The sequence below is a fragment of the Mucilaginibacter xinganensis genome (assembly GCF_002257585.1).
In the GTDB taxonomy this organism is placed as follows: Bacteria; Bacteroidota; Bacteroidia; order Sphingobacteriales; family Sphingobacteriaceae; genus Mucilaginibacter; species Mucilaginibacter xinganensis.
This window is the reverse complement of sequence record NZ_CP022743.1, coordinates 2,890,471-2,903,267: the sequence shown is the minus strand read 5'-3', so window position 1 is coordinate 2,903,267 and position 12,797 is coordinate 2,890,471. Positions and strand designations below refer to the sequence as shown.

The 12,797-nt window shown below is 41.9% G+C and carries 7 protein-coding genes; 2 read left to right on the top strand and 5 right to left on the bottom strand.

Annotation, left to right across the window (positions count from 1 at the left end; translation table 11 throughout):
* Positions 1–125: 125 nt before the first annotated feature.
* The 3 genes from MuYL_RS12765 to MuYL_RS12755 are packed head-to-tail and all read right to left on the bottom strand — an operon-like array spanning position 126 to position 5,693.
* Positions 126–1,715 carry a dihydrolipoamide acetyltransferase family protein gene (locus MuYL_RS12765; protein ID WP_157740830.1) on the bottom strand — a complete coding sequence of 530 codons (1,590 nt, stop codon included), beginning with the start codon at positions 1,713–1,715 and terminating at the stop codon, positions 126–128.
* 43 nt (positions 1,716–1,758) lie between these two features.
* Positions 1,759–3,006, bottom strand: coding sequence for a competence/damage-inducible protein A (locus tag MuYL_RS12760; RefSeq protein WP_094570947.1), 1,248 nt, complete (start codon positions 3,004–3,006; stop codon positions 1,759–1,761).
* 2 nt (positions 3,007–3,008) lie between these two features.
* Positions 3,009–5,693, bottom strand: a complete 2,685-nt coding sequence (locus MuYL_RS12755) for a putative LPS assembly protein LptD (RefSeq protein WP_245845520.1) — start codon at positions 5,691–5,693, stop codon at positions 3,009–3,011.
* Between the two features lie 106 nt (positions 5,694–5,799).
* On the opposite strand from MuYL_RS12755, the gene MuYL_RS12750 reads away from it, so the two are divergent.
* Both MuYL_RS12750 and MuYL_RS12745 read left to right on the top strand, forming a co-directional pair.
* A complete protein-coding gene (locus MuYL_RS12750; RefSeq protein WP_094570945.1) occupies positions 5,800–6,705 on the top strand; it encodes an N-acetylmuramoyl-L-alanine amidase family protein in 906 nt (301 codons plus the stop codon).
* A gap of 147 nt (positions 6,706–6,852) precedes the next feature.
* Positions 6,853–7,797: an MlaD family protein gene (locus MuYL_RS12745; RefSeq protein ID WP_094570944.1), complete on the top strand. Its 945-nt coding sequence runs from the start codon at positions 6,853–6,855 to the stop codon at positions 7,795–7,797.
* Between the two features lie 410 nt (positions 7,798–8,207).
* Here MuYL_RS12745 and MuYL_RS12740 read toward each other — a convergent pair whose 3' ends face one another.
* Both MuYL_RS12740 and MuYL_RS12735 read right to left on the bottom strand, forming a co-directional pair.
* The gene (locus tag MuYL_RS12740) at positions 8,208–11,645 is read right to left on the bottom strand and encodes an efflux RND transporter permease subunit (protein ID WP_094570943.1); all 3,438 of its coding nucleotides are present in this window, start codon (positions 11,643–11,645) and stop codon (positions 8,208–8,210) included.
* Between the two features lie 26 nt (positions 11,646–11,671).
* Positions 11,672–12,775 (bottom strand): efflux RND transporter periplasmic adaptor subunit, encoded by a 1,104-nt coding sequence (locus MuYL_RS12735; protein WP_094570942.1) that lies wholly within the window; start codon positions 12,773–12,775, stop codon positions 11,672–11,674.
* Positions 12,776–12,797: the final 22 nt, after the last annotated feature.

Here is a 12,797-nt window from a genome sequence, read left to right as displayed (position 1 = left end):
AAAAATGGGTCGTTTCGGCCCTTTTTTTATGGCTTGTAGTTACCGGTTCATCTCAACAAAAATCCCGCGGGGTAAACCTCGCGGGATCAATAATATCAAATCGAAAAATACTTTAAACGCTTATTTTAAAACTCGCGGTCTGTTTCCCAGTTCTCAAGGTAATCGGCTACCCTTCTTACAAATGAGCCGCCCAAAGCACCGTCAACAACCCTGTGGTCGTATGACAATGACAGGAACATCATATGGCGGATGCCGATCATGTCTCCTTGTAAGGTTTCAATTACCGCCGGTTTTTTCTTGATTGCACCAACTGCTAAAATAGCTACCTGTGGCTGGTTTATTATAGGCGTTCCCATAACGTTGCCGAATGAGCCCACGTTAGTGATGGTAAATGTACCGCCCTGCACATCATCGGGTTTAAGTTTATTGGTACGTGCACGGTTAGCCAGGTCGTTAACAGCTTTGGTTAAGCCTATCAGGTTTAATTCGTCTGCACGCTTTATTACCGGAACAATCAGGTTACCGCTTGGCAGTGCCGTTGCCATGCTGATATTGATATCCTTCTTCTTAATGATCTGCGTTCCATTTACCTGGATGTTGATCATCGGCATATCTTTAATTGCCCTTACAACAGCTTCAATAAATATTGGCGTAAACGTAATTTTTTCACCCTCACGTTTTTCAAAGTTCGCTTTTATTCTTTCGCGCCATAACACCAGGTTGGTTACATCCGCTTCAACAAACGAGGTAACATGCGGCGAGGTATGCTTGCTCATCACCATGTGGTCAGCAATAAGCCGGCGCATCCTGTCCATTTCAATAATTTCATCGCCGCCTGACATTGAAACGCTTTTCGGAGCCTTTGTTTCGGCTGGTTCAGCTGCAGGCGGTTCAGGTTGCGGCGCCTGTGCAACAGGTTCCGGTGATGGAGCCTGGGCAGCGGGTTCGGGGCTTGGAGCTACAGGCAGCGGTGCAGGTACTTCAGCCGGTGCGGCAGCTACCGGTTCACTTGCCCTTTCAGGTTCAGCCTGCACAGGGGCTGTGCCTTGTTGTGTCGTTTTAGGCTGGTATTTCTCCTGTATATAAAGTAACAGATCATCCTTAGTTAAGCGGCCTTCTGCCCCGGTTCCCGGAATAGCGTCCAGCTCAGCATTGCTGATTCCTTCCTGTGCGGCGATATTTTTAACCAAAGGCGAATAAAAACGGGCATCGTTTCTATTCGTATCAACCTGAACTTCTGCAGGCTTTTGTTGCAATTGTTCAACGTAAGGTATAGTTACCGGCTCTGCATAAACTTGTTGTTTAGGCTCTTCAGGTTGTTTAACTTCCGGCTGTGGGGCAACTTCGACGGCAACGGGTGCCGGTGCGGCTTCCTGTACTGGTGGCACAGGTGTTGCAACAAAAGGTTTTACTTCTTCAACTGGTGCGGCAGTAACCTGCTCGGCAATGGGCTCAGCCTTAACTTCTTCCGGCCCGCTGGTTTCAATTATCGCAATAACTGCTCCCACCTTAACCACGTCATTATCTTTGTATAGTTGTTCAACAAGTTTACCTGATACCGGCGATGGAACATCCGAGTCAACTTTATCGGTGGCAATTTCCATTACTGTTTCATCAGCGTCAATAAAATCGCCAGGTTTTTTACTCCATTTGATTATGGTTGCCTCTTCAACACTTTCACCCATTTTCGGCAGCAACAGTTTATATTTGGCCATAGTCAGTATATAGATTATTGGCCAAAATTAGCTGATTTTATCATTATTTTCCAGAATTGTGCAGTAAAGTATTCAACATATTTAAAGCTGAAATTGCAGTCCTTTCGATGTTTTGGCGGCGTTTATTCCCAAATGTTAATTTCTTTACCACGGTTTTGTCAGCAGAAGCGACAGCAACCCAAACCGTACCCACTGGTTTATCAGCCGTGCCGCCGTCCGGGCCGGCAATTCCTGTAACCGCTACGGCGTAATCTGATTTAAAATTGCGCAGCGCCCCTTCAACCATTTCAGTAGCTGTTTCTTCGCTTACCGCTCCAAACCGGGCTAAAGTTTCCTTTTTAACACCCAGCAAACTTTCCTTTAATTCATACGAATAAGAAACAGCCCCGCCGAAAAATACTTTGGATGAGCCGGCATGCTGCGTAATCAGGTGCGAGATATATCCGCCGGTGCAGCTTTCGGCAACAGATAATGTAAGGTTGTTATCAGCCATGTAATTCAATATGGCCTTTTCTATCGGAATATCTTCTTGTGCTGCTACTACGTTACCAACCCGCTCCACTATTTTAGCGGCAAATTCCTCTATTTTTTCTTTTAAAACTGCTTCATCTTCACCATACCCGCTTAGCCGCAACCTTACCTGCCCAAGTTTTGGGAGGTAAGCAAGTTTAATAAATGGCGGTAACGCATCCTCAATATCAGCTATCCTGTCCGCCAGGTAAGATTCCCCCTCACCTACAGTTAAAATAGTTTTATGAATAATTACCGGAAGCTTCAATGATGATTTTAGTTTTGGGATCACCTCATCTTCCATCATGTACATCATCTCGTGTGGCACCCCAGGCATTGACACGTAGATCTTCCCCTCTTCATTGAACCACATGCCCGGTGCTGTACCGTTCTTATTTAAAATCACTTCGCAATTTTCGGGTACCTGGGCCTGTAAGCGGTTCACATCCAGCATCGGCCTGTTATAGCGCGAAAAAATATGCTCTACATTAGCTAATGCGTCTTTATTTTCCACCAGCTCCGCCTTAAAATATTCGGCAAGTGTTTTTTTGGTGATATCATCTTTTGTGGGGCCAAGGCCGCCGGTAATTAAAATAATATCGGCCCTGCCGGCAGCTTCGGCAAGCGCAGTTAAAATATGTTGCCGGTCATCAGATACAGAAGAGATTTGTTTTATCCTGATCCCAATATTATTGAGTTCGCCCGCCATCCAGGCTGAATTTGTATCAACAATTTGCCCTATAAGAATTTCGTCTCCAATGGTAATTATTTCCGCAAGCATTATTAGTTTCCGTTAAAATATGAGTTGCTGGTGTAGTCGCTCCTTTTGCTCAGCTTCAGATCCTGCAAAATGGCTGCTTTTACTTTCAATGTAACGTTGTATGATTTATATAAGCCAAATGGTACCCATTGCACGTTAAAGTCCCAGCAATGCAAATCCCGGTAAATTCCAAATGAACTGATGGCCAACTTGTGCGCACGTATATCGTAGTTGGTATTATACTGAACTTTCCATTTCGAGGTTAAGTTAACATCGCCGCTCAGCATAATGGTGTTGGTTGTATTTGTATTAATGATGTTGTTGTTATAGCTGAAATTATAATTGAACGATAAGTTCCACGGCACATTAAAATCTACATAGGCACTTGGATCACTATTGATGAAAGCGAGTTTTTGCGCCTGCTGGGGGTTTATGGTTTGCAATGTACTGTTAGGCAGTACAGGCGCATGCGGTTTAAATGATGTTGAATTTAAACTGCCGCTCATTGAAAAACTGATGGTGGTAAGCGTCGGAAACCTGCCATCCTGGAAAGTGTACCTGTTTATTGGCCGGGTGTACCGCTGAATTGACCCGTTCGAAATGGTATCAAGTACCAGTGTTTCGTACGGATTGAGTGAGCCATATAAGCTCAGGTTAACCTTCTGGTTTAATATAGCGGTATGCGCAGAGAACGAAATAGGTGAAAGCTTAATTGAATCCGCCGCGAAATTATAAAATGTGGAAATTGAAAAACCATCCAGTAAATTAACTTTCCTGGCTTTGCCCGATGTATCGGTAGTTTTTGGCTTAAGTTTCATCTGGATAGTGTTATCCAGGCTTAAACTAATACCTGCCTGCTTACCCGGCGACGGGAAATTATCCGGAAAAATAGAGTAAACAGTGCTTTTAACAGGAAAAGGAACCGCCGCATTACTTACTATGGTTTGATAGTAACCATAACTTGGGTCAGAAAAATCAGGATTATAATTAAAACTGATGTTAGGTGTCATTACGTGCCTGATGGCTATAATATTACCTTTTTTAAAGTTGATGGTGCTGTACAATTTGGTAGAGATCCCGGTACTTAAATTATAAGATCCCGCCCTTTTAAAACCCGCTATGGTATCGCGAACGGGAATAGTTGGATCAGTAACAGTACCATCTGTATTAACACCGCCGCGCACAAACCGTTCTCTTATGGTTTGCAGGTACCAGTGCTCCGTATAATTAACCGAACTGCTAAACTGGAAATATTTCAGCACGTTTAAACTTAACCCAACAGGAATTTGATGTACCGCACGGGTCTGTAACCTTTTTGACAGCACACTGCTTTTAAATAATTGCGACTCTGGTATATTGTCAACCTCATTGGTTGCCTGCAGGCTGTAGCTTACACTTATTTTTTGGTACCACTTGGCGTCTCCTACCCTGTCTTTTGAATCAAAAGGGCTGATTGATGCCATGGTAAAGCTTAAAGTTGGCAATTGCAGGGTTACCGTTTTATTGGTAAGATCCTGGCTGTGCGATAGGCCCAAACTTAAGTTAAATGGCGTACCCTCCCAGGTTTTGCTATAATTTATTGATGAGCGCAAGTTATTTTGGGTAAGTGAATTAATGTTACCGTTGTTTTGCGCGAAGTTGTTTTTATAATAGGTTGAAGTACCTGCGTTTACCGAAGCACTGAACGTACTGCCGGGATGTGCGCTTGGGTCCTGGCTGTGCGACCAGGTAATGTTAAAATCTTTTTGCGGCGGATCGCCTTCCAACCCGTAATTATGGGAGCCATAGCTTAAGGATACCGTTCCACCATATTTATATCGCTGTAAATAGTGCGCGGTGGTGTTTAATTCGTACGATCCCTTGGAATACACCGTTCCCGTATTGGTTAGGTCCAGGTAATCGCTGATGCCAATATAGTAGCCGAAGTTCCGGAGATAAAACCCAAGTTTCTGATCCTCACCAAAAGTTGGAATAATCACGCCCGATGACCGCGTATCAGGCTTCGGAAAAAAGCCAAAGGGAATAGCAAGCGGAAGCGGGATCCCTTCAATTTCCAGGTATGCCGGGCCCGATATGATCCGGTTTTTTTCGCCGATCCCCTTTGTAATCACAATCCCGAAATGGGTATCAGGTTGCGGAAGATCACACGTGCTAAAGGTAACGTTACGGTAGGCAGCCTCGGTTTCATTCAGTTTTTTGATTTCGCCGCCAGATAGGTAATTGCCTCCTTGCTCCGACGCCGGGTTAAAAACGCGGCCTTTTTTTGTCTTATAATCAAAAAGTAATGAATCTGATTCAACCGGCTTATCGTTCTTCTGTTTGGAGATGGGCCTGCCAATATACCGTTTGGTAACAGGGTCAATGCTGCCTTTTGCAAAAATCAAGTGATTTTTTTGGTCAAGCCTGATATAATCGGCATCAAGCTCAAAATCTTCATAAGTTACACGGGCTCTTCCGTATAAATAGGTAATATCATGAACCTTATCTGTAATTACCGAGTCTTCTGCGTGTGAGGTTACCTGCGACTGCAAACCACCATTGGCGTTCTTTTTGCTGGTGTCATTTTTTGCAACTACACTTTTTGTGCCCGCGTTTGCCTTAGATTTTTTACCTTTAGTAACTTTTGTGTTCTTTGTTGTATCAGATTTTTTAATTGTATCCGTTTGTAATACGTATTTATAAGTACTGCCATAACGTGATGAAGCCATCACATTTGCCATTAAAACGACCGCAATAAGAAAAAAAAGACTTGTGAATTTCAAAATTGATTATGAATAGTATTTTTGCAGATATAGTTAACAGCGTTCAAAAATAATGAAAAATAAGGCATTGAAAAGATTGATTTACGGTTTATTGATTTTACTTCCATCACTACCTCTTTTTTCCTTTGCAACAGGCGCTCCGGGAAATAAGGATACTGTTATCAATAATGGCTATAAGATTAAAACCATTATTGTTGATCCCGGGCACGGTGGCCGGCCATCAGGCACTTCAGGTAATTACTCCCATGGTGCGTCAGGCTCATTTTCCTCAGAGAGAAATGTAACGCTTGCCATTGCATTTAAATTGCAAAAGGCAATAGAAAAAGAATTGGCTGGTGTAAACGTAGTTTTAACCCGCACAACAGACGACGATGTGGCCTGGCAAAAACGCGCAGATATTGCCAATGCGAACAAAGGCGACCTTTTTATTTCCCTGCACTGTAACTCCTTACCTGGCAGGCGCGTTCGCGAGGTTGTAGGCCATAAACACGGCAAGGCCGTTTACAGGACATCCGAGGTTGCTGATCGCTCTGGCAAAGGTGTTTTGCTGCTTGTATACGGTTTTCACCGCACCAAAGAAGAGGAAAAGGCCATTAAAGAAAACCTGATAGAGGATGATACCGAGATGAATACCAATCCGGACCCTAATGATCCGGAATCAATCATTCTTATGAATGAATATAAACGTAAATACAGGAAGCAAAGCATTCATTTAGCAGAGTTACTTAATACCGAATTTACAGAAACCGATGGCCGCCACAGCGACGGCATCAGGGAGCAGGGCATATTGGTATTGTGCCATAGCGCAATGCCTGCTGTACTGGTTGAAACCGGCTACATTAACAACCCTGACGATGAAGCGTACCTGAATTCAGAAGACGGCCAGAATGAGATCGTTGCTTCAATAGTAAGAGCTATATCAAATTATAAGGCTGGAGTAGAACAAGTATCACAATAATTAGTTATAGAGGTTAGTGATTGGAGATTAGTGAATAGAGACTAGTCCGATCGCTTTCAATAATTAAGTAATAAAATCAAACATCAAAAAATTTTAACAACATCCTTTTAACTAATCTTAACCGCTGGTCTCTAATCACTACATCTAATGAAAATATCAAACGAAACTAAAATAGGCGCATTAACGGCCATTGCAATTACAGTTCTGATCCTCGGTTATAGTTTTTTAAAAGGAAATGACGTTTTTTCGGGCTCTAACAAATTTTACGCTATTTATAAGAGCGTCGACGGGTTGTCAGTATCGAAGCCCGTATTGGTGAATGGTTTCCCTATTGGCAACGTTGCGAAAATGAAACTGCTTCCAAATGGACATACCATTGTGGAATTTAAGGTAGATAAGCAATATAATGTACCTTCAAACACGCTGGCGAAACTGGTAAGCACCGATCTTTTAGGGGGTAAAGCCATTGTATTTGAGTATGGCAACAGCAACACTTATGCTGATGACAATGACACCTTACGCGCAGACATCCAGGGCAGTCTTGCAGAAAGCTTGCAGCCTATTCAAACAAAGGCCGAAAATTTGATCACCAAACTTGATTCTTCGCTGGCTGCCATCAATAAAATATTGAACCCTAATTTCCAAAAAAATGTTGACAGAAGTTTCACCAGTATCGCTAACTCTTTGCAAACACTGGAAGGCACAACCAAAAAAATTGATGCTTTGGTAGGCGGTCAAACAGCTCACATAAACGGCATAATGTCAAATGCCGAGATCGTATCAGCTAACTTAAAAACCAGTACTGCCAACATAAACGGCATTACCAGTAATTTTGAAAAAGTGAGTAATGATATAGCTAACGCTAATATCAGGCAAACATTGGATAATGCAAATAAGGCTATGACCGACCTGCAGGAAACCATCAGTAAAATAAATACCAGCAAAGGCACACTTGGGCTGTTGTTGAATGACGATAAAATGTATAACAACCTGAAAGACGCATCTGCAAATCTGAACAGTTTGTTTATTGACCTGAAAGCTCATCCAAAGCGCTATGTTAGCTTCTCTGTATTCGGCGGTAAGAAAGATTGATCTTAATGATCGGATTATTAGCAGACTAATAGGAAATATTCCACGAACGGTGTCATGAATTAAATGTACTGATGTAGTGTTGTCCAGGTGTGGAGAATTTTGAAAACCATTGCATGTTTTTCTGCGCCGGCCAGTTTCGGCTATGTTCCCGTTTTTTTAATCCAATATCACCAAAATACCTTACCAGTCCCATTATCCCCGGCCATTCTATCTTGTATCGTTTAATCCAAAGCACGTTATCACAATTTAAAAGGTCAAAATGAATTATGAACGACGGGAAAAATTCATTCTGATGCCATTGATAAATTGCGTGTTACGCACCAGAATAATATCTAAAGAAATCACCCAAAAACAAAGAGGCTGCACGAAATCAAATTCGAACAGCCTCTCTTGTAATGTAGCGGAGTTATTTAAACTGCACTTGCATCAGCCAGTTTTTCATGGCCTGCAGTTTCCTTTTTTCCAAACAACTTATTTTTGATATTAACCCTTATAATATACATACAAGGTACAAGTATCAGGGTTATAATAGTTGCAAAGCCCAACCCAAAAATCATGGTCCATGCTAATGGCCCCCAGAAAGCAACGTTGTCACCGCCAAAGTGAATATGTGGCTCAAAGTGAGTGAACATTCCGACAAAGTCAATATTGAAGCCTACAGCAAGAGGTATCAGGCCTAATATAGCTGCAGTTGCTGTTAATAACACCGGGGTCATACGGGTATGCCCTGCCTCTACAACCGCATCATGCAAACTTGCACCCTGTTCAATCAACATGTCCGTAAACTCAACCAACAAGATTCCGTTTCGAACTACTACCCCTGCCAGCGCAATAATCCCTACACCGGTCATTACAATGGCCATTGTCATACCAAAAATTGTAACCCCTAGCAATACGCCTATAATACTGAAGAAAATCTCGCTGATAATGATTAGTGTTTTCCCAATGGAATTAAACTGGATCATCAATATGATTAGTATCAAGCCAAAGGAAGTTGCCAATGCCCCCCCTAAAAAGGTAACTGCTTCTAACTGATCTTCCTGTCCACCACCCTGCCTTATTATAATATCATCCGGCTTTTTAAAATTGTCTATGGCTTTCAAGATACTGGCATTTACATCATTTGCATTGAAAGGTTTTATAACGCTTGAACCAAGTGTTAAAACGCGCCGCTGCTGCTTACGCTTAATATTACTGTAAGTATTGGTGTAACGTACATCAGTAAAAGCGGATATAGGCACCTGCCGGATAGCACCACCTGTAGCCAGATCCCGGTACGTGATCTTTAAATTACGCAGTTCGTCAATGTTCCCGCGCTGGCTTTCCAATGCCCTTACCTGTATTTTATAATCATCTTCTTTTGTATTCCTAAAGTTGGCAGCCGGCGCACCAAAAACAGCTGTTTGAAGCGCGTCATTGATAGTTTTGGTAGTAATACCTTCGCGGTTGGCGCGTTCACGGTCAATATCAAAAACAATTTCAGGCTTATCATTTTGCACGTCAGCCACAAGGTTCTCAATACCGGCGATATTTTGTTTGGCAATGTAATTTTTTAACCGGTCGCCTGTTTTAACCAGGGAGTCGAGGTTATCACCAATAAGCTCAATACTAATATCCTTTTGAACCGGCGGGCCGCTGTTTTCCTGGGCAACAGAAATTTTTGCACCCGGCACTCCTTGTACGGCATCCCTTATCTTCTTCAAAATTACTTTGGTATCCTTACCATTTCGTTTACCAAATTCAACAAAAGCTACAGTGATTTTTCCTTTGTTCTCATAATCACCCTGGTCTTCATCAGTGGGATCGGACACTCCCTTTGTAACGTTTGAAATAATGGAGGTAACTACATCTTTATCGGGTTCAACAATTTTCGCAACACGCTGTTCGAGTGTTTTTGTCACCTCGTTGGTTGTTGCCTGGTCTGTACCTATAGGCATGGTTAGGTAAACGTAAGCAAAGTTTGGGTCGCCTGACGGGAAAAACTCAGGTGTTTTACCCATTACAGATGTTAATATGATAGCAAAAACAAACAACACAAATGTACCGAACAATATGGTAAGCGGCCTTTTAACAGCTTTTTCCAACAATCTGGCATACCAGTTTTGAAACCGCGGCCACGCATTGGTTTGAAACCTGTCAATCAGTTTTAAAAGAACAAAGTGATTTAGCAGATAAAGTATAATAGCCAGAACCATGAAGTTACCCATACCCATGGTCCACAGGCCGGTGAAAAACATGATATAACTCAAACCCGCCAACACAGATAGCACTATCAATACACGAACAGTTTTTTTATCGAATTTTTGATTGTCATGTTCGCCCTGGATATGTGGTTTCATAAAATCAACCGCAAATACCGGGTTCATTATATAAGCCACCACTAAAGATGCCAACAAAGTAATGATCAAGGTTATTGGAAGGAAGAACATAAAATGCCCGATCAGGCTATTCCAGAATGCCAACGGTATAAATGGTGCCAATGTAGTCATCGTGCCGGAAAATACCGGTAAAAACACCTCTCCTGCCGCAATCTTAGCAGCCTCTTTAATGGGCACTTTTCCGTTGGCGAAGATCCGGTGTGTATTTTCAATAACTACAATCGCGTCATCCACCACAATGCCTAACGCCAGCAGAAATGAGAACAACACGATCATATTCAGCGTAAACCCGATTGCCGGCATTATCAAAAACGCGATAAAACAGGACAAGGGAACTGATAACGCTACGAATATCGCATTGGTGGTACCCATAAAAAACATCAGAATAACGGTTACCAGTAGAAAACCTATAACGATAGTGTTGATCAGGTCATTAAGGGTTGTCCGGGTTTTGTCAGACTGATCGCCGGTAACGGTAATAGCTAAACCTTTTGGAAAAACAGTTTTCTGCTTCAGTTTGATCAGGTTGTTTATTTTATCAGAAGCTTCGATAAGATTTTCACCTGCCCGTTTACTCACATTTAGCGTAATTACGTTTTTAAAATTGGGATTGCTGTTCGTTTTTAAACGCGCATAACTCTCCTGCTCTAAAAATGAATCTTTTACTTCAGCAATATCCCGAAGATATACGGCCTGCCCTTTAGGATTTCTAATCGCCATCGCTGCAACCTCGTCGGCATTTTTAAAGTCCTGCTTAATATCTATGCTCCGCCTTACCCCATCACTTTTAATGCTGCCTGCTGATGATAAAATATTTTCGTTTCCTACTGCCTGAATAATATCTCCAAAGCTTACCTGTGCCGCCGTCATCTTATTCATATCTACGTTGATCTGTATCTCGGGCGTTAAAGCGCCAACTTCGTCAACTTTCGAAATTTCTTTGTAACCTTCTATTTCATCCTTTAATATATCAGCATATTCCTTAAGACGTTTCAGATCATAATCACCGGATATGTTGATATACAAAATAGGCAAATCGGCCACGTTGATATCCGATATTACTGATTCTTTAAGGTTTACGTCGTTTTGGGGCAAATCCTGTTTGGCTTTATCAACCGCATCTTTTACATCAATTTTAGCATCCTTGATTTTAATATTAGCCTGGAATTCCGCTGTAATTATAGATACATTTTGAACAGAATTGGAAGTAACCTTCTTTAATCCCTTTAGTGATTTTAATTGCTTTTCAATTTGCCTCGTAACCAGATTCTCCACATTTTGCGGCGACTGACCCAAAAATTGAGTTGTCACAAACACTTTTGATTGCGCTATGTCAGGAAAATTCTCTTTAGGCAGATTATTGTAGCTGACCAATCCTAAAACAGTTATCAGGAATATCAGCACATAAATTGCTGTTTTGTTTTCAATGGCCCAGCTTGAGGGCGCAAATTCTTTTCTAATATCTTTCATAATTAACAGATCAATTGTTTAATAAATTAATTTGCACTACGTAAAACCTTGATCTTGTCTCCATCTTCTATATCAGATGCGCCTTCGGTAACTAACTCGTCACCGGTTTTTAAACCCGAAATTATTTCAGTTTGGCCGCCATAAGTATTTCCAGCTTTCACATTAACTCTTTTTGCAGCTCCATTTTGATTAATAAATACGTAATCTCCAGCTTCAGACTTTTGAATGGCCTTTACCGGTACTACTATTGTATTAGCTTTGAAGTAATTGGCAATTTGCAGCACAGCCGTCATATTGGGGCGTAAAGTTTTGCGAACCGGTAATTTAATTTCAACACCGAAACTGCGTGAAGTGGGGTCAATTACTTTAGCAGCAAACGTTACTTTGGTAGTTAATGAATCATTAGCATCGGGTATCAATATTTTAACTGCGTTGCCGGTACTTACGCTACCTGCATACGATTCAGGCACATCAGCTTTAACTTTCAAAACATCAGCATTTACCACGCGGATGCCTGTTTGGCCCGGTGCGGCAACCTGGCCCAACTTAAGGTCCATTTGGTCAACAGTGCCGCTAATTGGCGATACAATGCGGTATTGACTCGCCTGCTGCCGAAGCGCATTCAATGCCTTCTGGCTGCTTTGTAAAGTTGTTTGGGCCTGTAAAAACTGAACTTCAGTTCCTATTTTTTGATCCCAAAGATTTTTTTGGCGCTGAAACAAGGTTTGGTTTAAGGAAACCTGTGATTCAGACTGTGCAATATTCTGTTGCAACACGCTGTTATCCAATTGCACAAGCGTTTGCCCTTTACTTACATGCTGGCCGGGTTTTACATAAATTGCAGTGATCGTAGCCTGGGCCTGCGGATAAGCGGTAACATTGTCCTGGGCATCAATTTTACCCTGGATTTGCACGTAGTTAGTAAAATCAGCTGGCTTTAATACAACCGTACTAACATCGGTAGTTTTTGATGAATCGGTTGTGCCGACTTCTGACTGTAATTTTATGATTTTCGCTCCTAAATCCGCCTGTTGTTTTTTTAGGTCAGCGAGTTGCGCTTTTTTATCTTTTGGCTTATTGGAACAAGCGGCAAGTAAAATTAAAGCTGGTATGTATAATAATTTTTTCATGTGCTATAATATGTTGTGATTG

What these genes read in the sequence shown, in the direction of transcription:
- MuYL_RS12760 (WP_094570947.1), bottom strand. Translation starts at nt 3,006, where the DNA reads ATGCTTGCGGAAATAATTACCATTGGAGACGAAATTCTTATAGGGCAA.
- MuYL_RS12735 (WP_094570942.1), bottom strand. Translation starts at nt 12,775, where the DNA reads ATGAAAAAATTATTATACATACCAGCTTTAATTTTACTTGCCGCTTGT.
- MuYL_RS12765 (WP_157740830.1), bottom strand. Translation starts at nt 1,715, where the DNA reads ATGGCCAAATATAAACTGTTGCTGCCGAAAATGGGTGAAAGTGTTGAA.
- MuYL_RS12750 (WP_094570945.1), top strand. Translation starts at nt 5,800, where the DNA reads ATGAAAAATAAGGCATTGAAAAGATTGATTTACGGTTTATTGATTTTA.
- MuYL_RS12745 (WP_094570944.1), top strand. Translation starts at nt 6,853, where the DNA reads ATGAAAATATCAAACGAAACTAAAATAGGCGCATTAACGGCCATTGCA.
- MuYL_RS12740 (WP_094570943.1), bottom strand. Translation starts at nt 11,645, where the DNA reads ATGAAAGATATTAGAAAAGAATTTGCGCCCTCAAGCTGGGCCATTGAA.
- MuYL_RS12755 (WP_245845520.1), bottom strand. Translation starts at nt 5,693, where the DNA reads ATGGCTTCATCACGTTATGGCAGTACTTATAAATACGTATTACAAACG.